We start from the raw sequence: 26,405 nt of genomic DNA, 5'->3' as shown, positions 1-26,405 counted from the left end.
GTTGCTTGTAATAAAGCAAAAGGTAAGCCAGCTTTAATCTTAAAGAAAAAGCGTGGTTCGGCGATTAATTAATTTGGTTCAGCTCTTTGGTCAGCAGCTCAATATTGCGTTGGTGTGCATCTACCTCGGCTTGAAGGCCCTTCATTTTCTCTTCAAACTTGGGTACGTTGCGGAAGGTAGATGTGGTGCCATTGGCGTTCTTGACTTGATAGACCTCTGGGTTTGATTGACCTTCAGCATAGGCTTGCTTAGCGCGCTCAAGTGCTTGTTTTTCAGACTCTAATTCAGATTTTAGAATGTCTTTACGTTTGGCATCGCGCTGGTTTTGCGTGTTGGAATCTACTTTTGGAAAGTTGCTAGGTGTGCCAGATTTAGACTCATCGGAAGACTTGGCGTTAGGCTTTGCAGTATTGCCAAAACTGGTATCAGCCGGCTCCAAATCTAGTTTTTTGGCGCCTTTGATTTTGACGTTTGAATAAGTGATTCGCCCATCAGCATCTACATGCTTGTATATTTCTGCATGTGCCACCGCGCAGATGAGGGTAGAAACTACAATGCTTACAAATGTAAATTGTTTATTCATACCAATAGTTTAGATGAGAGTCTTATAGTTAGCAACGAGGTATTATAGATTTGGTTGACGGGGATGTATATATAAAAAAATAGGGCAGCCTAAGCTGCCCTATTTTAGTGCGTTGCTAAACGGTGATTAGCAAGACTATGTTGAAATTAGCAAGAGTAGTACAAGCCAAATTCAACTGGGTGTGGAGTTTGACGTAGTTTGGTCACTTCTTCCATTTTTAGACCAATGTAAGCATCAATCCAGTCATCCGTAAATACACCACCACGCGTCAAGAACTCACGGTCTTTGTCCAAATACTCCAACGCTTGTTCCAATGAAGAACAGACGGTTGGAATTTTTGCATCTTCTTCTGGTGGAAGATGGTACAAGTCTTTAGTTGCTGGCTCACCTGGGTGAATTTTGTTTTGTACGCCATCCAAACCTGCCATTAACAATGCAGAGAATGCCAAGTACGGGTTAGCAATTGGATCTGGGAAACGCGCTTCAACACGGCGTGCTTTGTCTGAATGTACAAATGGAATACGGATAGAAGCAGAACGGTTTTTAGCCGAGTAAGCTAATTTCACTGGCGCTTCGTAATGTGGCACTAAGCGTTTGTATGAGTTAGTACCTGGGTTGGTAATCGCGTTCAATGCACGTGCGTGCTTGATGATGCCGCCAATGTAGTACAAAGCGAAATCACTTAAGCCAGCGTAGCCGCTACCAGCAAACAGGTTTTTGCCATCTTTCCATACGGATTGGTGAACGTGCATACCAGAACCGTTATCGCCAAACATTGGTTTAGGCATAAAAGTCGCTGTTTTGCCGTAGGCGTGTGCCGTGTTTAATACTACGTATTTTAAGATTTGCGTCCAGTCAGCACGTTGTGTCAATGTGCTGAATTTAGTACCGATTTCACATTGACCAGCAGTCGCTACTTCATGGTGGTGCACTTCAACAGGCACGCCCATTTGCTCTAAAGTCATCACCATCGCAGAACGGATGTCATGTAATGAATCGACTGGAGGCACTGGGAAGTAACCGCCTTTTACTGCTGGACGGTGACCCGTGTTGCCGCCTTCGAATTTCTCTGAAGATGACCATGCTGCCTCTTCTGAGTTGATTTTGACTGAACTACCGCTCATGTCTACAGACCAGTTGATAGAGTCGAAAATGAAGAATTCTGGCTCTGGACCAAAATAAGCAGTGTCGCCCAAGCCGCTTGATTTTAAGTAAGCTTCAGCACGTTTGGCCAAGCTACGTGGATCACGGTCGTAGCCTTTACCATCGGTAGGGTCTACAACGTCACAGGTTAAAATTAATGTTGGCTCGTCCATGAATGGATCGATGTTTGCTGTTGATGCATCAGGCATCAATTGCATGTCAGAGGCTTGAATGCCTTTCCAACCGGCGATTGAAGAGCCGTCAAACGCGTGACCTTCAGTAAATTTTGATTCGTCAAAAGCTGAAACAGGCACAGTGACGTGCTGTTCTTTACCACGCGTATCGGTAAAACGAAAATCAACAAATTTAATGTCGTTTTCTTTTACCATTTTCATTACATTTGCAACAGACATTACCTTCTCCTAATGTGAGTGTGTATTGATGATGGAATTATTATTGAGATAAAACAAAAATCCTAAGCTGTAATATTAGCAGGAACTGTGCCAGCGAAAAATAGCTAAACACCGCATTAAACCGATAACGCACTAAAATAGCGATTTTTGTGATGAACCAAAATGGTGCGTAAAGATATTTTATGCACAAAAAAAGTGCAATGCATGTCTGGTGAATTTTTGCCTTCATTTTCGCGATATACTTGAAACTATCAGATAAAACTAAGCGATGTAAACGGGAGAGTGCTGATGGATAATCCATCTCAAATTTTAGAACTTGCGCATGAGCGCGCAAAACAAAATCAGATTGCTTATGCGGGTCTGCTGACGCCGCAGGAAACATTTGCAGTGTTACAAAATAATCCTGAAGCTACCTTGGTGGATGTGCGTTCACGTGCGGAGTTGGAGTTGGTAGGGCGTGTACCGCAATCTACCCATATTGAATGGGCATTTTATCCTGGAATGGTAGCAAACCCGGATTTTGCAACGCAACTACAGGCGAATATAGATAAAGGACTCACGGTCATCTTTATGTGTCGCACTGGTGGCCGTAGTCATAATGCGGCTGTATTGGCGCAACAACTCGGTTATCAAAAAGCCTACAACATGGTAGAGGGCTTTGAAGGTGAGGCCAATAGCCTGAAACAGCGCACGCTGATCAATGGCTGGCGTCATGCCGGGTTGCCTTGGACAAACTAAACGACAATAGGTAAAACAGATGGTAGATAAGTATGCAGTGATTGGCAACCCTATCGGGCACAGCAAATCGCCTATCATTCACAAAGCCTTTGCGGAGCAGACCGGTGAGGATATTAGTTACGAGGCGATACTGGCGCCACTAGATGGATTTGAAGCGACAATTCAATCATTGATTGCGCAGGGTTATAAAGGCGCGAATGTTACTGTGCCATTTAAGTTTGAAGCTTTAAATTTGGTTTATCCTAGCAATCGTGCTTTAGATGAAGTGGCCGTTAACACACTCAGATTTCTGGGTGGTGAGATTCGTGGCGATAGTACTGATGGTACGGGTCTGATACGCGACATTCAGCAAAATTTAGGCATCAAGATAGCAGGTAAACGAGTACTTCTTTTAGGCGCAGGCGGTGCAGCAGATGGAGTGCTGCAACCGTTACTTAATGAAATGCCGGCTTCGTTAGTGATTGCTAATCGCACGGTGGATAAAGCGCAAACAATGGTGAAAAAAATATTGTCCAAAGACCATAACGCATTTTCTCTAACTGCAAGTGCATTCGATGATTTGGCTGATGCGCAATTTGATATTGTCATCAACGCCACTTCTACAGGCTTAACCGATACGGCCCTGCCTATTCCAAGCAGTGTATTTGCAAACGGCTGCTTAGCTTACGACATGATGTACGGGCGTGAAACGCCTTTTATGAAACAAGCGCGAGAGGCGGGTGCGGAAGTGGCGGACGGCCTTGGGATGTTAGTTGAGCAAGCGGCAGAAGCGTTTTATATTTGGCGCGGTGTGCGTCCACGTACACAGCCAGTGATTCAGCAGTTGAGAAGCGCTTGATCCGCTGGTTTTTCAATAGCAAACCGAATGCGCACGCTTTAGGCGTGGGTGGCTATTTCAAGCGCATACTGGCATTTCTGTTGGTGTGGATTATTGTTTATCAGCTATGGATTTTCTTGCACATAGTCTGGTGGATTAAATTCAACCCCTCCACAAGTGCGTTTATGGAAGACCGTTTGGCGGTAATTCAGGAGAAAAATCCTGATGCCGAATTAAAATACAAATGGGTAGATTATCCGAAAATTTCCAACCATCTCAAGCGTGCTTTGGTTGCCAGCGAAGATGCAAAATTTGTTAACCACGAAGGTTTTGACTGGGAAGGCATTGAAAAAGCCTACGAGAAAAACCTGAAAAAAGGCAAACTGGTGGCCGGCGGCTCCACGATTAGTCAGCAACTGGCTAAGAATTTATTTTTATCCAGTAAACGCACACCTTGGCGCAAAGCAGAAGAAGCGCTGATTACTTTGATGTTAGAAAAAATGCTGAGCAAACGACGCATTTTGGAAATCTACTTGAATGTGATTGAGTGGGGTAATGGTGTGTTTGGGGCCGAGGCCGCAGCTAAACATTACTTTAAAACCAGCGCCGCTGGATTGAATCGTCAACAGGCGGCCAAGCTGGCAGCCATGGTGCCCAACCCACGTTTTTATGATGATCACCGCAATACACGTTATTTAAACCGCAGAACAGCGACGATTCAAGCGCGTATGCGGTTTGCAGAAGTACCTTAGTATCCTGCCATATACAGCTGATTTGGTCATAAACTAAGTTGGTTTTTCCACTCTGTTATCCGGTTTAAATTCATTGAGATGCGTTAAAGTCTTAGGACAAACTGTCTATGGACCCAACAATAACATGAACGTAATTGACAATTTTTTAGATCAGATTAACCGCATGCCGATGCTACCAAAAGTAGTACAGGAAGTGGCCGCACAGCTCGACAATGAGGATGTGGATTTAAAAGCCCTCGCGGCCAGCATTAATCATGATCAGGTGTTGGCGGCGCGCGTACTGCGCATGTCTAACTCAGCTTATTTTGGCTGCAGCCGCAGTATTAAAACTGTAGAGGATGCAGTGGCGTTGATAGGCTTAGAAAATGTAGCAACACTTGTAGTAGCTTCTGGGGTTACCACTACTTTCACCAATGTGCCGGGGCTGAATTTACAGCATTTCTGGGTACATAGTTTGGTCACCGCTAGTATTGCCCGTCAAATCAGCCGTGATTCAGGCTTGGACGCTGCCACTGCTTACATTGCTGGGTTGCTGCACAGCGTTGGTCAATTGCCTATTCATTTGGTGTTTCCTGCCGCCGGCGCACAAGTGACGGAGATGTGCCGTGGTCGCAGTGTGCTTGAGAGAAAAGCGGCAGAGCAATCGATCCTTGGTATTGATCATTGCCAGATTGGAGAGATGCTCGCCAAAATGTGGAACTTTCCGGAAGAGATTTTGTGCGTGTTGCGTCATTATGTAGAGCCATTTAAAGCGGGTGCGAGTGAGTTTGCGCCAGTGGTGTATGCAGCTGTCTATATTGCATCTGAGTTCGAGCGTGAAAAAACGGCAGCGGAAATCGCGGCATCGTTAGACGCTGAAGTGATGCAGGCACTTAACTGGAATGATGCAGATGCATTGATTGAGCGCATCGAGCACTACCGTATTTTTGTGCACGAAGCACAAAGCTATTTATAGCACTGCGCGTAACTGCATCCGCTAGCCAAGCATGGGCTTGAGGTATTTCCCCGTATAGCTTTGTTTAATTTCGGCCACAGCTTCCGGGGTGCCTACGCCCACCACCATACCGCCACCGTCACCGCCTTCTGGCCCCATATCAATAATCCAGTCTGCGGTTTTAATCACATCCAAGTTATGTTCAATAATGACGATGGTATTGCCCGCATCGCGTAAGCGATGAATCACATCCAGCAGTAATTGAATATCGGCAAAATGCAAACCAGTGGTCGGCTCATCTAGAATATAGAGCGTGCGGCCGGTATCGCGCTTGCTCAACTCCAACGCTAGCTTCACACGTTGCGCCTCACCACCGGATAACGTAGTGGCCGATTGGCCTAATGTGATATAGCCCAAACCAACATCTAATAATGTTTTTAGTTTGCGTTCAATCACAGGCTGCGCGTTAAAGAAAGTGTGCGCTTGCTCAACTGTCATCTCTAATACTTCGCGGATATTTTTACCTTTGAAGTTGATTTCCAATGTTTCGCGGTTATAGCGCTGGCCTTTGCAGACATCGCAAGGCACATAGACGTCTGGTAGAAAGTGCATTTCCACACGAATCACACCGTCGCCTTGGCAAGCCTCACAGCGCCCACCTTTCACGTTAAATGAATAGCGACCTGGACCATAGCCACGCGCACGGCTTTCCGGTACCGCAGCGAATAAATCACGAATCGGTGTGAATAAGCCGGTATATGTTGCAGGGTTAGAGCGTGGTGTGCGGCCAATCGGGCTTTGGTCCACATCCACTACTTTATCAAAAAAAGCTAAGCCATCAATTTCGCCAAACGCTGCTGGTTCGGTATTGCTGCCGTACAAATGCTGGGCAACAACGCGGTACAGCGTGTCGTTAATCAGCGTAGATTTGCCGCTGCCAGAGACCCCAGTCACGCAAGTGAGCAATCCCACAGGGATTTCAACTGACACATCGCGCAGATTGTTGCCAGTAGCATGCGTCAATTTCATCCAGCGTGCAGGGTCGGCTTTGGTGCGTGCTTTTTTGTATTCAATTTGTTTTTTGCCACTTAAATACTGCCCGGTGAGTGATTTGGGGTTGGCTTGAATTTGTGCAGGGGTACCCTCTGCCACAATCTGTCCGCCATGTTCACCTGCGCCCGGGCCAATGTCGACGACATAATCGGCCATCATAATGGCATCTTGGTCATGCTCGACCACAATGACACTATTGCCGATATCACGCAGGCGCTTGAGCGTATCTAATAAGCGGTCATTGTCACGCTGGTGTAAGCCAATGGAAGGTTCATCTAGTACATACATCACACCGGTTAAGCCGCTACCGATTTGAGAGGCTAGGCGAATACGTTGCGCCTCTCCACCGGACAGCGTTTCAGCGGAGCGAGATAACGATAAGTACTCCAGACCCACATTGGTTAGAAATTTTAAGCGGTTCTCAATTTCTTTTACAATTTTGTCCGCAATCGCCAACTTAGCGCCATGCAGTTGTAAGGTTTCAAAGAAAGTAAGTGCTTGCTTAAGTGGCACTTCACAAATTTGATGGATGTTTTTCTCGCCCACTTTGACGTGTCTTGCTTCACGTCTTAAACGCGTGCCTGTGCAATCTGGGCAAGTGGTGGCATTGATGTACTTGGCCAACTCATCTCGCACAGCTGTGGAATCGCTTTCGCGATATCGGCGCTGCAAGTTATGAATGATCCCTTCAAAACTATGGGTTTTACCAAAAAACGTACCGCGTTCGTTGAGGTATTTAAATGTGATTTGCTCTTTACCAGAACCAAATAGCAGGATGTTTTGGATGTCCTCAGACAGTTCTTCAAAGGCAACTTCCAAATCAAAATTGTAGTGTTGGCTCAGGCTGGCCAACATCTGGAAGTAAAATTGATTGCGCTTATCCCACCCTTTAATGGCGCCACTGGCGAGCGATAGATGCGGAAATGCCACGACCCGCTTTGGATCAAAGAAAGTGACATTGCCTAAACCATCACATTTCGGACATGCGCCCATGGGATTGTTAAAGCTGAATAGGCGAGGCTCTAATTCAGCAAGTGAGTAATCACAAACCGGGCAAGAGAATTTGGCTGAGAATAAGTGTTCTTTCTCGTTATCCATCTCCAAGGCGATGGCTTTGCCATCGGCCAAGCGTAGCGCGGTCTCGATAGATTCCGCAATCCGTTGTTTCATATCCTCGCGTACTTTTAAGCGATCCACCACTACGTCTACACTATGTTTGGTGGTTTTAGCTAACTGCGGCAACGCATCCATTTCATAAATTTTGCCGTCAACACGTAAGCGTACAAAGCCTTGTGCTTTGAGTTCGTCAAATAAATCTAATTGCTCACCTTTACGGTTAGACACCACTGGTGCCAACACCATCAGTTTGGTGTCTTCGGGCAATTTCAAAATGGCATCTACCATTTGCGAAACAGTTTGTGCTTCTAGCTTAATGCCGTGATCAGGGCATTCAGGGTCGCCGGCACGCGCAAATAGTAATCTTAAGTAGTCATGAATCTCTGTAACGGTACCCACAGTAGAGCGCGGGTTGTGCGAGGTGGATTTTTGCTCAATGGAAATGGCGGGCGATAAGCCTTCAATGAGATCGACATCCGGCTTGTCCATGCGTGCCAAGAATTGGCGTGCGTAAGCAGACAAACTTTCCACGTAGCGGCGTTGTCCCTCAGCGTATAGCGTATCGAAGGCTAAGCTAGATTTCCCGGAGCCGGATAAGCCAGTAATCACTACCAGTTGATTACGCGGAATATCCAGTGAAACGTTCTTGAGATTGTGGGTGCGCGCACCGCGGATTTTAATAAATTCCATGATACTTTAACGAAAAGTGAGGCAACCTGATAATATACGCAATTATTCGAAAGACTTCCAAATATTAATGCAGTTTTCAGAAAAAATGACGCGCACAGAACTTCGCGCGACAGTCAGTTTGGCTTCCATTTACGGTTTACGTATGTTGGGCATGTTTTTGATTTTGCCCATTTTTGCCATTTACGCAGAAAAATTAGAGGGTGGTAGTAACCACACACTTATCGGTTTAGCGCTGGGTGCCTATGGTTTGATGCAAGTGCTATTGCAATTGCCTTTCGGCATGGCTTCAGATCGTTTTGGTCGCAAACGTTTAATTTATGTTGGCCTGATTTTATTTGCAGTGGGTAGCGTGGTTGCCGCGCTTTCACACACTATTTATGGCGTGATTCTTGGGCGTGCCATTCAGGGTGCGGGTGCTATTTCCGCTGTGGTGACAGCGCTGGTGGCAGACTCCACGCGTGAAGAACACCGTACCAAAGCCATGGCCATGATAGGCGCCACGATCGGTTTGACGTTTGCGGTGTCGCTGGTAGCCGGGCCTATTTTCAATCAATGGATTGGCGTTCCGGGTATTTTCTGGATGACGGGTGTTCTTTCTTTACTGGCAATTTTGGTGGTCAAATATGCAGTGCCCACGCCGTTGCACAGCGGGTTTCACTCAGATGCACAAGCGGCGCCTAGCCTGATGAAAGATGTGCTGAAAGACAGCCAATTGCTGCGCTTGAATTTTGGTACGTTTTGTCTGCATGGCGCGCAAATGGCGATGTTTATTGTGGTGCCATTCGCGTTAAAAGAGACGAGCGGCATGAGTGAGAACTTACATTGGCAGGTGTACTTGCCAGTATTGATACTCTCGTTTCTGCTGATGGTGCCAGCCATTATTTATGCAGAGAAAAAGGCCAAGCTTAAACCGGTGTTTATTGCTGCGGTTGGCTTGATGTTTGCGGCACAATTGATTTTTGCCTACAACATTCACCACTTTTGGGGCATTGTGACTTCATTGGTGGTGTACTTTGTCGCATTCAATATTTTAGAAGCCTCATTGCCTTCACTCATTTCAAAGATGGCACCGGCTGCGGCCAAAGGTACGGCAATGGGGGTGCATAATACAGCCCAGTCATTTGGCATGTTTTTAGGGGCAACGGTGGGCGGTTACTTATCGCATCGCTTTGATTATGCTGCTGTGTTTTTGTTTTGCGCGGCGCTGATGATGATTTGGTTTCTATTAGCACTTGGCATGAAAACACCCCTCAGCGTGAAGACAAAGATGTATCATATGCAAGGATTTGACGGCGCACAGGCGAGCAGTTTGCAGCAGCAAGTGGCTGTGCTCGCCGGTGTGCATGAAGCGGTTGCTATTGCACAAGAGCACATGTTGATTGTGAAATTGAATAATCAATTGCCAGAAGCAACGCAAATAGAGACAGAACAAACGATATTAAAACTGATAGGGAGCAAATAATGGCATCAGTCAATAAAGTAATTTTGGTGGGTAACTTAGGGCGCGATCCGGAAGTGCGCTACATGCCGAATGGTGAAGCGGTAGCTAACTTTAGTATTGCCACTACGGATAATTGGAAAGATAAATCCGGCGTAAAACAAGAAAAAACGGAATGGCACAATATTGTCATGTACCGTCGTTTGGCTGAAATTGCGGGTGAGTATTTGAAAAAAGGTCGCCCTGTATATGTCGAAGGCCGTTTGCAAACGCGTAAATGGGAAAAAGATGGTGTGACACGCTACACCACTGAAATCGTGGCAGACCAAATGCAAATGCTGGGCAGTGGTCGTGATGGCGGCAGTGCCAGCTATGATGGTGATATGGGACAAGGCTCAGGACCAGAGGACTACAGCCAAGCACCGCCAAGAGCCAGCGCACCTGCACAAGCGCCTGCAGCAAAGCCAGCGGGTGGTAGCAATTTTGATGACTTTGATGACGATATCCCGTTTTAATTGGATAGCGTGTATGAATAAAAGCCCACACATGTTGTGGGCTTTTTGCTGGAGGCTACCTGCCAAGCACAATGCTGCCCGTCAGTGCATGTGTCTGGCCGATATTAAGCCCATATTGAATGCCTGCCCGCTCGGCAGCAGGTCCAATGAACCTCCCGACAATGGTGGCCGGATTGCCGCTGGCGTCTCGCATCACGCCATTGCAGCCGGCAATACAGCCAATATTGTTGAAGTTTGAAGTGATGGAGCCATTGTTAGCGAATTCGGCCGATCCTGCCATCAAGGTATTGTTGCCAGCCAGCGTGTAAGTGAGTGGGCCGAGTGGAATGTTAAGGCCGTAACTATAAGCATAGGTAGCAAAGTTAACGCTCAAATTTCCGGTCACCGTATTTGCGTTACCGATAGCAACTGTTCGGCCTTGATTGCCTAGTACTGGCGCAGTAGAGGCCAGCACGTTGTATTGCAAGGGTGTGTTCAGATTAGCGAGCTGCAACAGGTTTGCGGGCTGTGTTGCGTCACCAGCAATATAGCTGAGCAATCCAACATTCTGATTGTTGATGCTGCCCCTGACTTGTCCCATGCTGACAAAGGCATCGCTATAAAAGTCATTAAGGTTGGCGGCAATCAATTGTAAGTCTATGTCTTGCGTTTGGTAACGGCTGAGATTGTTGTTGGCGTTGCTGGCAAGTGTGCCATCCAGCAAGGCGTAGTTAACTGCTCCCTGCTGCATAATGCCGCTAAGCAAAATATCCGTTTGAGTGTTGGTGGTTGGTGCATTCAGATCTGGCGGTGTGCCTGGTGGATTATTGCCGGTGCCAGAAAGGTCGGTGAGCGAGGCTTGCGTCACGCTGTCCGTGACCACGGCACTGATCCTGTCTTTACCTAAGTGCTCGGCCTGTACAAACACGGGTTTGCTGACTGAAGGTGGTGCGGTGCTAATGTTGGCCGTTTCATGCGTATGCTCTGGCTGGCTTTGTTTGCTTGATGTGCTGATGGATTGCCCCGCAATGGCATTGCGGCAGCCGCCGGCATTACATACATCCACACTGCCTTGTTGGGTGGTCATGACGAGCTTATTGCCCAAAAATATAGCAGTGAATTGCGTGCCGCGGATGCCGATGGTGGCCACTGGCGTAGCAAGTTGATAGCGGTCAGGTGTTTGATGGCCAATCAATCCGCTGATTGCGCGCAACCCGCCTTTAATTAGCTCGGTAAAGGCGTACTCTGTGCCGTCTTGTGCGCCAGAGAAGCTGTATTGATTGATTTTATAGATGGTTTCGGGCTGTAGTGAAATTTTTCCGCCATCAATAAACTCGATTTGTACGCGCCCATCTTTAGTGTCTATGGTGTCGCCATTAAGTACGGCATCGTGCTGAAGTATGGGGTGCACAGATTGATCTGCGCGCGTGATGATGGCATTGCCGCTTTTAAACAAAATAGTGCCTGCGGACTGCGCCGCTGCCAGCGGTGGCAGCATTAAGGCAATCATTAACCATCCAATGTCAGTAAGAGCGTGCTGAAGGCTTTTCATCGACGTGTCCTCACTTCAAGCATGACTACGCTTTAAAAATAATTATCAATAAAACATAAAATAATTATCAATGAAACAATTACTTAACATCAGTTATAATAGCGCTCTTGTTGATTTTAATACACCGAATCTATTCATCTTTTAAAATAAATAGTCATCCATATGCCGATTTACGATTATCAATGTACAAGTTGTGGTTTTAAACAAGAAGTGATGCGCAAAGTCAGTGCACCTAGCGTTGAGAGTTGCCCGCAATGTCAAACCTTGGCATTTTCCAAACAATTATCCGCACCAAGTTTTCAGCTCACTGGTAGCGGATGGTATGCCACTGATTTTAAAAATAAAAATAACGGATCGACCAAGTCTCCAGAGTCAACACCAACAGAAAGTGAATCCAAGCCAGCCGCATGTAATCCAGGTTGCGCCTGCCATTAGGGTCTGTTTATGATTAAAAAATACTTCTTCACAGGTTTGCTCGTCTTGGTGCCGTTGATTATCACGGTATGGGTGCTGGCCACTTTAATTAATACCTTAGACCAAAGCTTGCTGCTATTACCCGCCGCTTGGCGCCCAAAAGAGTTCTTAGGGCAGGATATACCTGGCTTTGGTGTAGTGCTGACCTTGGTGACGATTTTTGTGACCGGCTTAATTGCCACCAATATTTTCGGGCAGCAGTTGATTGCGTTGTGGGAGGGCTTGCTCTCACGCGTGCCAGTGGTCAAATCCATTTACTCTAGCGTTAAACAAGTGTCCGATACCTTGTTTTCAGATTCTGGCAATGCCTTCCGTAAAGCCTTATTAGTGCAATACCCACGCCAAGGCAGTTGGACCATCGCGTTTTTAACGGGTACCCCCAGTGGCGATGTAGTTAACCATTTGCACGGTGAGTATGTCAGCGTATACGTGCCCACTACGCCTAACCCAACTTCCGGTTTCTTTTTAATGATGCCAAAATCAGACGTCATTGAGCTTGATATGAGCGTAGATCAAGCGCTTAAATATATTATTTCGATGGGGGTTGTTGCCCCTAACGAAGTACCGCCAAAAATTTTAACCGACTATACAGATTAACTTAATTACATTAACGAAGAACTATGATGCGTACACATTACTGCGGGCACTTAAACCGCGAACATATTGGTCAAACTGTTACCCTTTGTGGTTGGGCGCATCGCCGCCGCGATCACGGTGGTGTGATTTTTATTGATTTGCGCGACCGTGAAGGTATGGCGCAGATTGTGATTGACCCAGATACAAAAGAAGCGTTTGCAGCAGCAGAAACCGTACGCAATGAGTTTGTGCTCAAAGTGGTATGTAAAGTACGCGCACGCCCAGAAGGCACCGTGAATCCGAATATTCCAACTGGTGAGGTGGAAATGTTGGCGACCGAGATTGAAATCCTCAATCCATCCCTCACGCCGCCGTTTATGCTGGACGACGATAACCTCACAGAGACTGTGCGTTTAGAGCATCGTTATATTGATTTACGTCGCCCCGCCATGCAAAAGAATTTAATGCTGCGTTACAAAGTGGCTAAAAATCTGCGTGATTACTTAGACGAAAATGGCTTTATAGAAGTAGAAACACCGATGTTAACGCGCTCAACGCCAGAAGGCGCGCGTGATTATTTGGTGCCTTCGCGTGTGCATCATGGTCAGTTCTTTGCATTGCCGCAATCACCGCAATTGTTTAAACAATTATTGATGGTGTCTGGCTTTGATCGCTATTTCCAAATCACCAAATGTTTCCGCGATGAAGATTTACGTGCTGACCGTCAGCCAGAATTTACGCAAGTGGATATCGAGACTTCTTTCTTAGAAGAAAACGACATCATGGACATCGTCGAAGAGATGATCCGTCGCATGCTCAAGAAAATTCAAAATGTCGATTTACCTGCTGCGTTCCCACGCATGAGTTTTGCTGAGGCCATGAACCGTTATGGCTCAGACAAGCCAGATATGCGTGTGACCTTAGAAATCACCGAGCTTTCAGATGTGATGAAAGACGTGGACTTTAAAGTGTTTGCGGGCGCTGCCAACATGGCGGGTGGCCGTGTTGCCGCTCTGCGCGTGCCAAACGGCGCTGCCATTAGCCGTTCTGAAATCGATGCGTATACTGAATTCGTCAAAATCTACGGCGCCAAAGGCTTGGCGTACATCAAGATTAATGACATTACCAAATTGAACGAGGAAGGTTTACAAAGCCCTATCGTCAAAAACATTCATGTGAATGCTTTGCAAGCCATCATTGAGCGCACAGGTGCACAGAACGGTGACATCGTATTCTTTGGTGCTGACAAATTGAAAGTCGTGAACGAAGCATTAGGCGCATTGCGCTTAAAAGTCGGCCACGATAAAGGTCACGTCGATGGTCGTGCTTGGGCGCCATTGTGGGTGGTGGATTTCCCTATGTTCGAACACGATGAAGAAAATGACCGCTGGGTGGCTTTGCATCATCCGTTCACCGCGCCTAAAGATGGTCACGAAGACTTGCTCGTTTCTAACCCGGGTGCGGCACTGTCAAAAGCGTACGATATGGTACTCAATGGCTGGGAAGTGGGCGGCGGTTCTGTGCGTATTCATAAATCAGACGTGCAATCCAAAGTATTTGATGCATTGAAAATCAGCAAAGAAGAAGCGCAAGAAAAATTTGGTTTCTTATTAGATGCCTTGCAATATGGTGCGCCTCCACATGGTGGCTTAGCATTTGGCTTGGACCGCTTAGTGACGTTGATGGCTGGCGCCGAGTCTATCCGTGATGTAATTGCTTTCCCAAAAACACAACGTGCACAGTGTTTAATGACCAATGCGCCAAATGAAGTGGATGAGAAACAATTAAGGGAGCTGCATATTCGCGTTCGCACCCAAAACACGGCGGCTTAATATGCGCTTGCTTGCACAGATTTTGTGGCAGGCATTTGTTGTATTAGTTGGTCATGTATTCGCGCTTGTGTCTTCCCGACGCAGCGCGTTTTTCTTTGCAAAGTGACGCGTTTGTAGACTGCTCATGCATCTCAAGTCATTAATCCGCACTATCCCACATTACCCTAAACAGGGCATCATGTTTCGCGACATTACTACCCTGCTGAAAGACCCAACGGGTTTGCAGCTGTTGGTAGATGGCCTTGCAGGGCATTATGCTCATCAAAAAATTGATAAAATTGTTGGGATAGAAGCGCGTGGTTTTGTGATTGGTGCCGCGGTGGCTTACAAGTTGGGTGTAGGGTTTGTGCCGATTAGAAAATCAGGCAAGTTGCCTGCACAAACCTTTCAGCAGGAATATGCGCTGGAGTATGGCACTGATGTGATGGAAATACATCAAGATGCCATCACACAGGGTGAACAGGTGTTGCTAGTGGATGATTTGATTGCGACAGGTGGCACTGCCATGGCCGCAGTCAGTTTAATCGATCAGTTGGGGGGCATCATTGCTGGATGCGCATTCGTGATCGATTTACCTGATTTAGGTGGTATGCAACGATTGCAGCACTTGGGCTTACCAACATTTGCGCTATGTCAATTTGAAGGCGAGTAATTGTTTATACTATACTGCTGGGCTTATGCAGCACTTTCGCAGTACTTTAATCATCATCGGATAAGAATATGCCAGTGACCGAAATCAACCATGTGAATTTTCGCTCTGACCGCGAGACCATGCGCAAGTTAAAAGACTTTTACTGTGACATTATCGGGCTTACGGTAGGCAAGCGCGTCGCCAGTACTACTTATGGTTACTGGCTGTGTGTTGGTAATAATGACGTGGTGCATCTGGCTGAATATAAAACGCCAACGGCGCCAGCACTACATGTGCATGGCACTTATGACCATGTGTCATTTACTTGCACCGATATGCCAGCAATGGAAGCGCATTTAACAGCACACAATGTGCCTTATACCAGCAGAACGCTCGCCAGCGGTACCAAGCAAATCAACTTGAAAGACCCGGCAGGTAATGGTGTGGAGTTAAACTTTGAGGAGTATGCTGATCCTAACTATGTGATGCGTCCGTCCGGTGATCCTAACGCACCTGTGTAATGTGTAGGCCGCAGTGTGATGCCGGTCACATACTTCATGTGGCGATAAACTAAAATAGCATCACGTTATCTAACATAATATTTGGGCAGTTTTTAAGATACGTTACAGCATAAGAACATAGACAAGAGTGAAATAGGGGTAGTGTATATGAAGCTAAATCGATTATGGATTGTGACAGCAATATCTGCCAGTATGCTAGGCGGTATGATGGGCATTGCGCATGCTGAAGCGGATCCTAAATTATGGTCTGTGGTAAAAGAGGCGTTCTTTGCCAAACGCGATATTCAAGAAGTCGATTTTATTAAGATAGAAGCGCCGCGCCGCGCCGAAAGTGGTGCGCAAGTGCCAGTGACATTTAGCTACGACAAAGCGGCTGCCAATGGCGTGGATATTAAGAAAATCTACGTGTTAGTGGATGCAAACCCAATTCAATTAGCTTCGACCTATCACCTCACCGATCTGTTGGGTAACTTCATCATGGAAACGCGCATCCGTATGGAAACTGATTCGTATGTCCGCTTAGTGGGTGAGACGGCAGATGGTAAGTTGTATATGGCCAAGCGTGAGATTCGTGCAGCTGGTGGATGTGGTGGCACTGTGGACAATGACGAAGCTGCTGTACGCGCAGAAGCCGGTAAAATCAAAATGAACGTAGAAAGCCCTGTGCAGTTTGGTAGTCCCAACCAAGCGGTGTTTAATATTCGCCATGTGATGCGTACTGGTTTGCAGCGCGACTTAGTATCACAAGGTTTTGTGCCTGCCTTTTATATCAATAAAACCGCATTTACTTACAATGGTAAACCAGTGATGACGGTGGATGTAGGTGTGGGCACTAGTGAGAATCCCTATATGAAATTTAAATTTACGCCAGATGCGCCTGGCAAGTTAGAAGTGGTGGCGACTGATAATGAAGGTAAGGTGTTTTCTCAAGCCATCGATGTTAAAGGGTAGGATAAAAAGGGTGATACAAACGTGTCATTCAGGCCTCTACGGAGGCCTTTTTTTATGGTGTTGAGTGCTAGAATAAATAAAACTTTGGAGGAGATGAAAAATGAAAAGTTATCGTAAGGAGCTATGGTTTAATATTCCAGCACGCATGGATTTTAAAAATATTACGGCTGATGTAGAAGCCTGTTTGCGAGAAAGTGGCATCAAAGAAGGCTTAGCCTTGATTAATGCCATGCATATTTCTGCCAGTGTATTTATTAATGACGACGAGCGCGGCTTGCACCACGATTACAAGGTGTGGCTAGAGAAACTTGCGCCGCATGAGCCGGTTAGTGGTTATCGCCATAACGACACCGGTGAGGATAACGCAGATGCGCATATCAAGCGCCAAATCATGGGGCGTGAAGTCATGGTTGCGGTGACTGAAGGTAAGTTAGATTTTGGACCGTGGGAGCAGATTTTTTATGGTGAGTTTGACGGCAGGCGTAACAAGCGCGTATTGATTAAAATCATTGGTGAGTAGTTAAGTTTTATTACAAATATGCCAATAAAAAAGGGAGCAATGCTCCCTTTTTTAGTATGAACAAAATTATTTGTTCATTACGTACATAGTGACTTCAAAGCCAAAACGCATTTCAGTAGCTGCTGGTGCTGTCCACATAATAGTCTCCTTATTTGATTAACATTCACGGCTGCAAATGCATGTCCGTGAGAAGCATTATGCAGCGTTCGTATGCTGCCAAACAGACGCCATTCATGATAAAGCTATCATGTAAATCATGAGCACTGGCTAAGGATACAGCCGTATCCACCTAATTACCTTGAATATAATTTTCCAATTGTTCGATCAGGCCTTGTTGGTAAGCAATGGTTTCCTTCAACAAGTCTCCTACCGACAGCATGCCCAAAATCGTACCGTTTTCCACAATCGGCAAGTGGCGAATGCGTCTATCGCTCATCGTTTGCATGGCACTGTCCACTAAGTCTTGCGGGCTGGCAGAAATGACTTTGGCGGTCATCACCTCGTTAATCAGTGTAGTTCTGGAGGAGCGGCCTTTGAGCACCACTTCACGTGCGTAATCACGTTCCGAGAAAATGCCGACCAATTGACCTTCATCTATGACGGCGAGTGCACCAATTTTGTATTCTGCCAAAATCACCAATGCATCAAATACCGGGCGGTTCGGCGCAATGCTAATCACTTCTTGATGCTTTTTTTCATTCAAAATTTGTTTGAGTGTTTTCATGATGTCTCCCCCAGCGAGTGCGCACATTTAAATATACTCCGATAAAAATTTTAGCCAATATCCCACCCTTAAAAATATTGCACTTGACATAGTTAGGAAGCTAACTATAATGATGCTAATCATGCTGCAACTTAGAGATCTCCCTACCCCAGAAGTCTTGGAAAAATTCGCCGAGCGCTATCCGGATGCGGATGTGACAGCGATTGCCAGCTTTTTAAATCTGCTGCGGGTGGCTACCGAACTATCGTTGGCATTAGATGCCTGCCTAAGCAAACATGATTTATTGCAAGGGCGCTGGTGGGTGCTTATTTTGTTGATGCGAGAAGAAAACGTATCGTCCACGCCCTCCATCTTGGCTGAGAAAACGGGTGTCACACGCGCCACAATGACTGGCCTGATTGATAGCTTAGAACAAGGCGGTTTGGTGGTCAGGGTGTTCGATAAGGCAGACCGACGCAGTGTGATTATTCGATTAACCGATGCAGGCCAAGCCAAACTAGACGTGGTGATGCCGGATTACTATCGCCGGTTGAGGCAATGCATGCAGGGGCTAGATGCCACTAAGCGTGAAGAATTAAACAATATATTAGGCTTGATCCAACTGGGGATTCCAGCACTGATTTAAATGAACCGTTCTAACTCAATGAAAGTAAAGGAAACATAATGCAAACTATTCAAGCAGAAATTCAAGCTATCAATGCGCAATTTGATCAAGCGTTTAATGCCAAAAACGCAGCTGAAATCGGCAGGCTTTATGATGTCAATGCAACAGTGATGCCAGCGCCAGCCGGTGCACCAGTGAATGGTGCGCAGGCGATTCAAGTATTTTTTGACGGGCTGATTCAGGCAGGGGTCGTTGAACATCAGCTGACACTGACAGAAGCGGTTGCCGATGGAAACCTTGCGTATCAACGTGGTAATTGGGCGGCGGCAATGTTCAATGCAGATGGCACTAAACAAACATTTGGCGGCAATGTGCATTTGGTATACCGCAAGCAAAGTGATGGTGGTTGGAAAGCAGTGACCCACATCTGGAATTAACCGGACATGTTGTAGTACTTAATGATTGGACATTCAATGGAGAATAGCACCAAACAAAATATCAGCGCCATGATTGCACTGATTGTGCTCACCTTAATTTGGGGTTACAACTGGGTAGTGATGAAGAGCGCCTTGCAATATGCGGGGCCTTTTCAATTTGCTGCCATGCGTACGTTTTTTGGGGCCATTGTGCTATTTGTCGTGATCTATTTAACCAAACGTCCGATGGGATTGAAAGAGTTCCCCACCATGCTGGTGCTAGGCCTATTGCAAACGGTGGGCTTTACCGGTGTGCTGCTGTGGGCATTGGTAGAAGGCGGCGCTGGAAAAACCGCAGTGCTCACCTATACCATGCCGTTTTGGGTGATGCTATTTGCTTGGCCCATGTTGGGTGAAAAAGTACAAGGTTGGCAGTGGTTAGCCGTCATTTCAGCGGTGTTTGGCATGGTGCTGATTTTTGATCCACTGCATATCAAAGCCGATGGCTTCAGTATGTTTTTGGCCATTTTCTCAGGGGTATCGTGGGCGTTATCTGCAATTATTTCAAAAAAACTACATCGTCGTAGCCCGGAGTTGGACTTACTCAATTTAACTGCCTGGCCAATGTTGTTGGGGTCTATCCCCATGGTGTTGATCGCGTTTTTGGTACCGGCGGCACCTATTCAATGGACTGGTTATTTGATTGGCTCAGTGCTGTTTAATGTATTTTTAAGTGGCGCCTTGGCATGGCTGTTATGGCTATATGCATTACAAATATTGCCAGCTGGCGTGGCTAGTATGACGAGTATGCTCGCACCAGTCATTGGTGTGATTGCAGCATGGATACAGCTAAACGAAGTGCCGAATAGCTATGAGCTGATCGGTATGCTGCTCATTTCTCTGGCATTGGTGCAAATATCTGTGATCACCATGCGTAAACATAAGCCAGTCGATTGCGCCGAAGGGCAAGAGCTTTAGAGATTTTGCCAAACACTGAGGCATGCGCAAGCCTATGATAAAATACTGGGATAAGTTAGCTATCCGAGGAAATAGAGCATGGCAGGTCACAGTAAATGGGCAAACATTCAACACCGCAAGGGACGTCAAGACGCCAAACGCGGTAAAATTTTCACCAAACTTATCAAAGAAATTACCGTCTCTGCTCGTCTGGGCGGAGGCGATACCGCCATGAATCCGCGCCTACGTGCCGCGGTGGCAGAAGCCAAAGAAGAGAACATGCCTTCCGACAACATCACGCGCGCCATTAAAAAAGGCACGGGTGAGTTAGAAGGCGTGAATTACGAAGAGATTCGTTACGAAGGCTATGGCATCAATGGCGCGGCCATTATTATCGACTGCTTAACCGACAACAAACAACGTGCCGTGATGGATGTACGTCACGCACTCACCAAACATGGTGGCAATTTAGGCACTGATGGTAGCGTGGCTTTTCTATTTAAACACTGTGGTCAACTCGTGTTCGAACCTGGCGTAAGCGAAGATGCCGTGATGGAAGTCGCTTTAGAAGCAGGGGCAGAAGATATTGTTACCGATGAAGATGGCAGTATCGAAGTGATTACCCCACCGGCGGACTTTTTGACAGTAAAAGAAGCGTTAGAAGCCGCAGGCTTGAAACCTGCCATGGCAGAAGTCACCATGAAACCTACGATGGAAACTGTATTCACGGGTGATGACGCTGCTAAAATGCAAAAAATATTGGATATGCTGGAAGATTTAGACGACGTACAAGACGTGTACACGACGGCGATTATTGAAGAATAAAACGGCCAATTGAATTCCATTCGAATATTAGGCATTGACCCCGGCCTGCGCATCACTGGTTTTGGGGTGATAGAGTCGCAAGATAATAAACTCAGCTACGTCACTAGTGGTGTCATTAAAACAGCTTCGGCCAAAAAGAATCCAGTGGAAGGTGAGGATGACCGTGAGGAGCTGCCTGCCCGTTTAAAGGTTATTTTAGAGGGGTTGTTTGAGGTGATTGATACTTATCAGCCTACCCAAGTCGCCGTTGAAAAAGTCTTCGTCAATGTCAATCCACAGTCTACTTTGTTATTAGGGCAGGCGCGTGGTGCTGCCATCAGCGCTGCGGTTATCCGAAATCTAATCGTGGCAGAATATACTGCGTTGCAGGTCAAGCAATCGGTGGTGGGTAATGGCCATGCGCAAAAAGAGCAAGTGCAAGAAATGGTGAAACGATTGTTAAATTTACCTGCCACACCCAGCCCTGATTCCGCCGATGCGTTGGCCTGTGCGATTTGTCATGCGCATGGTGGTCAAGGCTTAGGTAAATTAGCCACGGCAGGCTTTAGAGTAAAAAATGGAAGGTTGGTATGATTGCAAGACTAAGCGGGATATTGATTGAAAAATCGCCACCTTTCGTGATTGTGGATTGCCAAGGCGTAGGCTATGAGGTGGAAGTGCCCATGAGCACTTTTTACAACCTGCCTGAGCTAGGGCAAAAGGTACAATTGCTCACCCATTTTGTGGTGCGCGAAGACGCACAATTGTTATACGGATTTGGCAGTGAGCAAGAGAAAAATACGTTCAAACAACTGCTTAAAGTCAACGGCATTGGGGCAAAGTCCGCTTTGTCAATTTTAAGTGGCGTGAGTATCGATGATCTAGTGACCGCAGTAAGTCAGCAAGAGGTGGGGATGCTCACACGTATTCCTGGGATTGGTAAAAAAACGGCCGAGCGCTTGCTACTTGAGCTGAAAGATAAGTTTAATGTCATTGGATCGGTCACCATACAAGCGCAACCTAAGTCTGCTGCGCATGATGTACTCAATGCATTGGTGGCTTTAGGCTACAATGAACGCGAAGCGTCGGCCGCCGTCAAACTGCTGGATAAAGAAGTGACCGTAACGGATGGTATCAAACAAGCGCTGAAAAGCCTTTCCAAATAAAGGATATCGATGAAAACAATATGGATATTGATATGTAGCGTGTTGCTGGTGGCCTGTGGACAAGAGCGGGCTGCGAGCGAGCCCGATATGGCGCGTGCAGCAGCACCTATGGCCAAAATGGCGGCAGATAACGTGCTAGGCGGCGCTGAGCAAAGCATGACGGAGTTGAGCGAACCGACAGCCGGGCAACAACAAGCAAGAAAATACATCGCGTTGCGTCATCATTTGAATGTGGAGCTGCCCGCGAATACGTTGCAAGCAGGGTTTGATGCTGCATTGAAGCATTGCGAAGCCTTGAGTTGCCAAGTACTGAGCGCCAATTTTAATAAAGAAACGCCTTACAATCCGCCATCTGCTTCATTGAGCGTGCGTTTACCACCACGGAATGTCGAAGTGTTTTTGAGTGGTTTGGAAAAAAGTGGTGACATTATTCAACATGCACGCGATGCGGAAGATAAAACCAATCAAGTGGTGGATGCCGATGCGCGCATTAAAAACCTCACGGAATTGCGCGACCGTTTGCGCCAAATGCTCGGTGACAAATCCGCCAAATTTAAAGATATTATTGACGTGGAGCGCGAGCTGGCGAATACGCAAAGCCAGTTGGATAGCATCATGAGTATCCGCAAAGTGCTAAGTTTGGAAACGGATTTAGTGGCGGTGAATATTGATTTTTCTGCCAAGCAAGGCATTACAGAACAAGGATTTTTCTCTCCAGTAGCGCGCGCATTAAAAGATGCCGGGCGTGTCATGATGGAGAGCTTGGCGGCATTGATTACCTTTGTGATGAGCGCACTGCCTTGGTTGATTATTGGGATTCCATTATTGTTGCTGATTGTGAAGTTGTGGAAAAAAGTGAAAGTAAAGCTACTGCGCAATGATAGAAACTGATCGCCTCATCGCCCCAGATACAGCGAGTCCGCAAGAAGAAGCCTTAGAGCGCGCCTTGCGCCCCAAGGTGCTGGACGAGTATGTGGGGCAAGAAAAAGCGCGTGGCCAGTTAGAGATTTTTATCAACGCGGCACGTGGTCGCAGTGAGCCTTTAGACCACGTATTATTGTTTGGTCCGCCAGGCTTGGGTAAAACCACGCTTGCCCATATTATTGCTAAAGAGATGGGCGTGAACATGCGGCAAACGTCAGGCCCGGTGCTAGAGCGGGCAGGCGATTTAGCAGCGTTACTGACGAATCTTGAGCCCAACGATGTGCTGTTTATTGATGAGATTCATCGCTTAAGCCCGGTGGTAGAAGAGATTTTATATCCGGCGATGGAAGACTATCGTTTGGATATTATGATTGGTGAAGGCCCAGCTGCACGCAGTGTGCGCTTGGATTTGCCGCCGTTTACTTTAGTTGGTGCAACCACGAGAGCAGGTATGTTGACCAATCCTTTGCGTGATCGTTTTGGTATTGTGGCGCGGCTAGAGTTTTACACCAATGAAGAACTCGCGAAAATCGTGCATCGTTCCGCCAATTTGTTAGCGGTGAACATGCAAGAAGCCGGTGCCTTTGAAATTGCACGCCGCTCACGAGGCACACCGCGTATTGCTAATCGTTTGTTGCGTCGCGTACGCGACTACGCGCAAGTAAAATCCGATGGTATTGTGACCAGTGATATTGCAGATGCGGCATTGAAAATGCTGGATGTAGATAAGCTGGGCTTTGATGTGATGGACAGAAAGCTGTTGCAGGCGGTGCTAGAAAAGTTTGGCGGCGGCCCGGTGGGGTTGGATAATTTGGCTGCAGCGATTGGCGAAGAGCGCGACACTATCGAAGATGTGCTGGAGCCCTATTTAATTCAACAAGGGTATCTCATGCGTACACCACGTGGACGCGTAGCGACCAGCCTAGCCTATCAGCATTTTGGCCTACCTGTACCAACCAATTTAGCGAGTGGAGAGCTTTGGCAGCAATAAGTATATTCAATTGGCCGGTACGCGTTTACTATGAAGATACCGATGCTGGTGGCGTGGTGTATCACAGCCAGTATTTGAACTTTATGGAGCGTGCACGTACCGAATGGTTACGGCATTTGGGTTTTCATCAAACACACTTAAGAGATGATTTAAATATCTTATTTGTAGTGCATAGTATGCAAATTCAATTTAAAAAACCGGCAAGATTCGATGATGCGTTAATCGTCAGCAATCAATTGCTGGTATTAGGGCGTGGTAGTTTTGAATGTCGTCAAACTATACTCAAGCCCCACCCAGAAACACATGCACAAAATATTTTGATTGAAGCTGACGTCAAAATTGCTTGTGTCAATGCAACTACTTTTAAACCGATGGGCATACCTGCCCCTATTAAACAAAGCATGGAGTCACAATGAATGTAGCCAATGACATGTCGTTTTTTTCTTTGGTCTCAGGCGCAAGTTTGCCTGTGCAAATTGTCATGATTATTTTGCTCATCACCTCATTATTTTCGTGGTGGTACATCTTCATCAAAGTATTCACCATTAAAAATGCGTCTAAGGATGCAGAGCAATTTGAAGCGTCATTTTGGTCTGGTGGTGATTTAAATAAACTATACGATGGCTTGAGTACAGGGCGTCGTAAATCGCAAGGCATGGCCAGTATTTTTGAGGCTGGGTTTAAGGAGTTTGTGCGTCATAAACAACAAGGCCGCATGGAAGTGAGCGATGTGATGGAAGGTACCCGCCGTGCCATGCGCGCAGCGTACAACCGCGAGCTGGACAACTTGGATGCGCATTTGCCCTTCTTGGCTTCGGTTGGGTCAGTGAGCCCTTACATTGGTTTGTTCGGCACGGTGTGGGGCATCATGAATGCGTTCCGTGGCTTGTCCAACGTGGCGCAAGCGACATTGAGCCAAGTGGCACCGGGTATTGCAGAAGCGCTGGTGGCGACAGCCATTGGCTTGTTTGCTGCGATTCCGGCAGTGATTGCTTACAACCGTTTTGCTTCTAGCGTCGATCGTTTATCGGTACGCTATGAAAGCTTTATGGAAGAGTTTACCAATATTCTGCAACGCAGAATTTAGATTGGCTGCAAGCATGTATCGCGTTGTTGTGCGCTGTGATCAAAACCTTGCCGTACTTCATGTACTGTCTGCGGTTTTTGTGCAGCGCACGCCTAACGCTAGCATCCTTTCGCACAATCTTTAATTGATGGAATAAAGAGGAGTTGCCATGAGCAGAACCCGTAAACGTCGGATGATGAACCAAATCAATGTGGTGCCCTATATTGACGTCACCTTGGTGCTATTGGTCATCTTTATGGTCACTGCGCCCATGACGAATCCTGGCGTTGTAGAGTTGCCTAAAGTAGGCCAATCACTCAAACAAACAGGCGCGCCGATTATTGTCACAGTACGAAAAGATGGCGGTGCCGAAGTGGAAGGCAGACGATTAGAGCGCGATGCATTGCTGGTGGAAATCAAGCAGCAATTACAAAAATCACCACGTGCCGTAGTCGTAGCGGCGGACGAAAAAACACCTTACGGCAAAGTGATTGCCATTATGGACTTGCTCAAACAAGCCAAGGTGGAAAAAGTAGGTTTGTTGTTCAAGCCAGCAACGTGATGGATAGGATTGGCAAAGTACGCACATGATTAGAAAGCACGAAAGCGATGTTTCATGGAAAGCAGGCCTGCTGGCATTTGCCGTGCACGGCGTGCTGTTTGTGGCCATGGTGCTGTCCATTAACTGGAAAGCTGCGCATCCGCCTATGAACATCACTGAGGTAGAGCTTTGGGAGCAGTTGCCAAACAAGAGTGTACCTAAGCCGGTAGAAATTAAAGAGCCACCCAAACCTATTGTGCAGGAAGTGCCAAAACCAGAACCCAAGCCTGAACCCAAACCTGAGCCTGTACAAGAGAAGCCAGAGCCTCAGCCACCCAAAGTGGATATAGAGTTGGAGCAAAAGAAAAAAGCAGCCGAACAGAAAAAGCTCTTAGAAGAAAAGAAAGAAGAGAAGAAAAAAGCTGAGATTGAGAAACTGAAGAAAGAGATGCGTGAAGAAGAGTTGCGTCAGGAAAAAACTGCGGAACAGACCGAACAAAAAAAACTAAAAGACTTGCAAGCCTTAATGCGAGACGATAAGCCTTCTGCTGCACAGCAAGCCAGCAGTGTCAGCCCCAGTGTGATTGGTGAATACACCGAGAAAATCAAAGCCAAAATTCGCGGCAACGTTAATAAAACGTTGTGTGGTGATGGCAATCCGGAGTTGCGATTTGATATTGGTGTGCTGCCTACGGGCGAGCTATCGGGGACACCCAAGCTAGTGAAGTCAAGCGGTAATGCCACTTGTGATGAAGCGGTAGAGCGGGCGATTATCGCTTCCGAACCGTTCCCGCTGCCAGAGGATACTGCGGCCAAGGCGCAGTTTAGAAATTTGAAGCTTAAATTCAAGCCCAATGGCGAATAATTCCCTGCTTGCGGCATGTTTCTTAAATGTAACAGTTGTAACAAAGTGTAATTAAAAGCCTATCAAAACTAAATTGCATTAAAATTTGACGGAACTTTTTAAATAAGTTGTAGCCAATT

Annotated in this window: 31 protein-coding genes; 25 read left to right on the top strand and 6 right to left on the bottom strand. The window is 46.7% G+C overall.

The window, feature by feature from the left end; genetic code table 11:
- Positions 1 to 64: 64 nt before the first annotated feature.
- Both A3Q3_RS0107790 and glnA read right to left on the bottom strand, forming a co-directional pair.
- A complete protein-coding gene (locus A3Q3_RS0107790) occupies positions 65 to 583 on the bottom strand; it encodes a DUF4124 domain-containing protein (protein ID WP_020183024.1) in 519 nt (172 codons plus the stop codon).
- Between the two features lie 146 nt (positions 584 to 729).
- Positions 730 to 2,139, bottom strand: coding sequence for a type I glutamate--ammonia ligase (gene glnA / locus A3Q3_RS0107785; protein ID WP_020183023.1), 1,410 nt, complete (start codon positions 2,137 to 2,139; stop codon positions 730 to 732).
- A gap of 288 nt (positions 2,140 to 2,427) precedes the next feature.
- Between glnA and A3Q3_RS0107780 the strand changes: the two genes are divergently transcribed.
- The 4 genes from A3Q3_RS0107780 (at position 2,428) to A3Q3_RS0107765 (ending at position 5,401) form a co-directional block, all read left to right on the top strand.
- Positions 2,428 to 2,877: a rhodanese-like domain-containing protein gene (locus A3Q3_RS0107780; RefSeq protein WP_020183022.1), complete on the top strand. Its 450-nt coding sequence runs from the start codon at positions 2,428 to 2,430 to the stop codon at positions 2,875 to 2,877.
- A gap of 19 nt (positions 2,878 to 2,896) precedes the next feature.
- Entirely contained in the window at positions 2,897 to 3,715 is an 819-nt protein-coding gene (gene aroE, locus A3Q3_RS0107775) for a shikimate dehydrogenase (RefSeq protein ID WP_020183021.1), read from the top strand.
- Complete coding sequence (gene mtgA, locus A3Q3_RS0107770) at positions 3,712 to 4,446, top strand: monofunctional biosynthetic peptidoglycan transglycosylase (protein ID WP_020183020.1); 735 nt, start codon at positions 3,712 to 3,714, stop codon at positions 4,444 to 4,446. The genes aroE and mtgA overlap by 4 nt, the downstream gene beginning before the upstream one ends.
- 124 nt (positions 4,447 to 4,570) lie before the next feature.
- Positions 4,571 to 5,401, top strand: coding sequence for an HDOD domain-containing protein (locus A3Q3_RS0107765; RefSeq protein ID WP_020183019.1), 831 nt, complete (start codon positions 4,571 to 4,573; stop codon positions 5,399 to 5,401).
- Between the two features lie 21 nt (positions 5,402 to 5,422).
- Here A3Q3_RS0107765 and uvrA read toward each other — a convergent pair whose 3' ends face one another.
- The gene (uvrA, locus tag A3Q3_RS0107760; protein WP_020183018.1) at positions 5,423 to 8,239 is read right to left on the bottom strand and encodes an excinuclease ABC subunit UvrA; all 2,817 of its coding nucleotides are present in this window, start codon (positions 8,237 to 8,239) and stop codon (positions 5,423 to 5,425) included.
- 67 nt (positions 8,240 to 8,306) lie between these two features.
- On the opposite strand from uvrA, the gene A3Q3_RS0107755 reads away from it, so the two are divergent.
- Both A3Q3_RS0107755 and A3Q3_RS0107750 read left to right on the top strand, forming a co-directional pair.
- On the top strand, positions 8,307 to 9,701 hold the full coding sequence (locus tag A3Q3_RS0107755) for an MFS transporter (protein WP_026361827.1): 1,395 nt from the start codon (positions 8,307 to 8,309) through the stop codon (positions 9,699 to 9,701).
- Positions 9,701 to 10,192 (top strand): single-stranded DNA-binding protein, encoded by a 492-nt coding sequence (locus A3Q3_RS0107750; protein WP_020183016.1) that lies wholly within the window; start codon positions 9,701 to 9,703, stop codon positions 10,190 to 10,192. Before A3Q3_RS0107755 ends, A3Q3_RS0107750 begins: the two co-directional genes overlap by 1 nt.
- Before the next feature lie 55 nt (positions 10,193 to 10,247).
- Here A3Q3_RS0107750 and A3Q3_RS14150 read toward each other — a convergent pair whose 3' ends face one another.
- Entirely contained in the window at positions 10,248 to 11,681 is a 1,434-nt protein-coding gene (locus tag A3Q3_RS14150) for a FecR domain-containing protein (protein ID WP_020183015.1), read from the bottom strand.
- A gap of 204 nt (positions 11,682 to 11,885) precedes the next feature.
- Here A3Q3_RS14150 and A3Q3_RS0107740 point away from each other — a divergent pair, with 204 nt between their 5' ends.
- The 7 genes from A3Q3_RS0107740 (at position 11,886) to A3Q3_RS0107710 (ending at position 17,228) form a co-directional block, all read left to right on the top strand.
- Positions 11,886 to 12,158 carry an FmdB family zinc ribbon protein gene (locus A3Q3_RS0107740; protein ID WP_020183014.1) on the top strand — a complete coding sequence of 91 codons (273 nt, stop codon included), beginning with the start codon at positions 11,886 to 11,888 and terminating at the stop codon, positions 12,156 to 12,158.
- A 12-nt stretch (positions 12,159 to 12,170) separates the two neighbouring features.
- On the top strand, positions 12,171 to 12,794 hold the full coding sequence (locus A3Q3_RS0107735) for a DUF502 domain-containing protein (protein WP_025225003.1): 624 nt from the start codon (positions 12,171 to 12,173) through the stop codon (positions 12,792 to 12,794).
- A gap of 23 nt (positions 12,795 to 12,817) precedes the next feature.
- Positions 12,818 to 14,605 carry an aspartate--tRNA ligase gene (gene aspS / locus A3Q3_RS0107730; RefSeq protein WP_020183012.1) on the top strand — a complete coding sequence of 596 codons (1,788 nt, stop codon included), beginning with the start codon at positions 12,818 to 12,820 and terminating at the stop codon, positions 14,603 to 14,605.
- Positions 14,606 to 14,729: 124 nt separating this feature from the next.
- Positions 14,730 to 15,257, top strand: coding sequence for an adenine phosphoribosyltransferase (locus tag A3Q3_RS0107725; protein ID WP_026361826.1), 528 nt, complete (start codon positions 14,730 to 14,732; stop codon positions 15,255 to 15,257).
- Positions 15,258 to 15,325: 68 nt separating this feature from the next.
- On the top strand, positions 15,326 to 15,757 hold the full coding sequence (locus tag A3Q3_RS0107720) for a VOC family protein (RefSeq protein ID WP_020183010.1): 432 nt from the start codon (positions 15,326 to 15,328) through the stop codon (positions 15,755 to 15,757).
- Between the two features lie 147 nt (positions 15,758 to 15,904).
- Positions 15,905 to 16,708, top strand: a complete 804-nt coding sequence (locus tag A3Q3_RS0107715) for a quinoprotein dehydrogenase-associated SoxYZ-like carrier (protein WP_020183009.1) — start codon at positions 15,905 to 15,907, stop codon at positions 16,706 to 16,708.
- Positions 16,709 to 16,808: 100 nt separating this feature from the next.
- Positions 16,809 to 17,228, top strand: a complete 420-nt coding sequence (locus tag A3Q3_RS0107710) for a secondary thiamine-phosphate synthase enzyme YjbQ (RefSeq protein ID WP_020183008.1) — start codon at positions 16,809 to 16,811, stop codon at positions 17,226 to 17,228.
- 66 nt (positions 17,229 to 17,294) lie between these two features.
- Here A3Q3_RS0107710 and pqqA read toward each other — a convergent pair whose 3' ends face one another.
- Positions 17,295 to 17,366, bottom strand: coding sequence for a pyrroloquinoline quinone precursor peptide PqqA (pqqA, locus tag A3Q3_RS14310; RefSeq protein ID WP_019899917.1), 72 nt, complete (start codon positions 17,364 to 17,366; stop codon positions 17,295 to 17,297).
- A 151-nt stretch (positions 17,367 to 17,517) separates the two neighbouring features.
- On the bottom strand, positions 17,518 to 17,952 hold the full coding sequence (locus A3Q3_RS0107705) for a CBS domain-containing protein (RefSeq protein WP_020183007.1): 435 nt from the start codon (positions 17,950 to 17,952) through the stop codon (positions 17,518 to 17,520).
- A 121-nt stretch (positions 17,953 to 18,073) separates the two neighbouring features.
- On the opposite strand from A3Q3_RS0107705, the gene A3Q3_RS0107700 reads away from it, so the two are divergent.
- The 12 genes from A3Q3_RS0107700 (at position 18,074) to A3Q3_RS0107645 (ending at position 26,286) form a co-directional block, all read left to right on the top strand.
- Positions 18,074 to 18,577 carry a MarR family winged helix-turn-helix transcriptional regulator gene (locus A3Q3_RS0107700; RefSeq protein ID WP_026361825.1) on the top strand — a complete coding sequence of 168 codons (504 nt, stop codon included), beginning with the start codon at positions 18,074 to 18,076 and terminating at the stop codon, positions 18,575 to 18,577.
- A gap of 38 nt (positions 18,578 to 18,615) precedes the next feature.
- Positions 18,616 to 18,993, top strand: coding sequence for a DUF4440 domain-containing protein (locus A3Q3_RS0107695; RefSeq protein ID WP_020183005.1), 378 nt, complete (start codon positions 18,616 to 18,618; stop codon positions 18,991 to 18,993).
- Between the two features lie 36 nt (positions 18,994 to 19,029).
- Positions 19,030 to 19,950, top strand: a complete 921-nt coding sequence (locus A3Q3_RS0107690) for a DMT family transporter (RefSeq protein WP_020183004.1) — start codon at positions 19,030 to 19,032, stop codon at positions 19,948 to 19,950.
- Positions 19,951 to 20,028: 78 nt separating this feature from the next.
- Positions 20,029 to 20,754: a YebC/PmpR family DNA-binding transcriptional regulator gene (locus tag A3Q3_RS0107685; protein ID WP_020183003.1), complete on the top strand. Its 726-nt coding sequence runs from the start codon at positions 20,029 to 20,031 to the stop codon at positions 20,752 to 20,754.
- Positions 20,755 to 20,763: 9 nt separating this feature from the next.
- The gene (gene ruvC / locus A3Q3_RS0107680; protein WP_020183002.1) at positions 20,764 to 21,327 is read left to right on the top strand and encodes a crossover junction endodeoxyribonuclease RuvC; all 564 of its coding nucleotides are present in this window, start codon (positions 20,764 to 20,766) and stop codon (positions 21,325 to 21,327) included.
- Positions 21,324 to 21,899, top strand: a complete 576-nt coding sequence (ruvA, locus tag A3Q3_RS0107675) for a Holliday junction branch migration protein RuvA (protein ID WP_020183001.1) — start codon at positions 21,324 to 21,326, stop codon at positions 21,897 to 21,899. Before ruvC ends, ruvA begins: the two co-directional genes overlap by 4 nt.
- A 9-nt stretch (positions 21,900 to 21,908) precedes the next feature.
- A complete protein-coding gene (locus tag A3Q3_RS0107670) occupies positions 21,909 to 22,790 on the top strand; it encodes a DUF4349 domain-containing protein (protein ID WP_020183000.1) in 882 nt (293 codons plus the stop codon).
- On the top strand, positions 22,777 to 23,814 hold the full coding sequence (ruvB, locus tag A3Q3_RS0107665; RefSeq protein WP_020182999.1) for a Holliday junction branch migration DNA helicase RuvB: 1,038 nt from the start codon (positions 22,777 to 22,779) through the stop codon (positions 23,812 to 23,814). Before A3Q3_RS0107670 ends, ruvB begins: the two co-directional genes overlap by 14 nt.
- A complete protein-coding gene (gene ybgC, locus A3Q3_RS0107660) occupies positions 23,802 to 24,230 on the top strand; it encodes a tol-pal system-associated acyl-CoA thioesterase (protein ID WP_020182998.1) in 429 nt (142 codons plus the stop codon). The genes ruvB and ybgC overlap by 13 nt, the downstream gene beginning before the upstream one ends.
- Positions 24,227 to 24,901, top strand: a complete 675-nt coding sequence (tolQ, locus tag A3Q3_RS0107655; protein WP_020182997.1) for a protein TolQ — start codon at positions 24,227 to 24,229, stop codon at positions 24,899 to 24,901. Before ybgC ends, tolQ begins: the two co-directional genes overlap by 4 nt.
- 148 nt (positions 24,902 to 25,049) lie before the next feature.
- Positions 25,050 to 25,442 carry a biopolymer transporter ExbD gene (locus A3Q3_RS0107650; RefSeq protein WP_025224994.1) on the top strand — a complete coding sequence of 131 codons (393 nt, stop codon included), beginning with the start codon at positions 25,050 to 25,052 and terminating at the stop codon, positions 25,440 to 25,442.
- A 25-nt stretch (positions 25,443 to 25,467) separates the two neighbouring features.
- Positions 25,468 to 26,286, top strand: coding sequence for an energy transducer TonB (locus tag A3Q3_RS0107645; protein WP_020182995.1), 819 nt, complete (start codon positions 25,468 to 25,470; stop codon positions 26,284 to 26,286).
- The last annotated feature ends 119 nt before the right edge of the window (positions 26,287 to 26,405 follow it).

The organism is Methylotenera sp. 1P/1 (assembly GCF_000384355.1).
Taxonomy (GTDB): Bacteria; Pseudomonadota; Gammaproteobacteria; order Burkholderiales; family Methylophilaceae; genus Methylophilus.
Note: the sequence above shows the minus strand (reverse complement) of the source record. Positions and strands in the feature narration are given on the sequence as shown.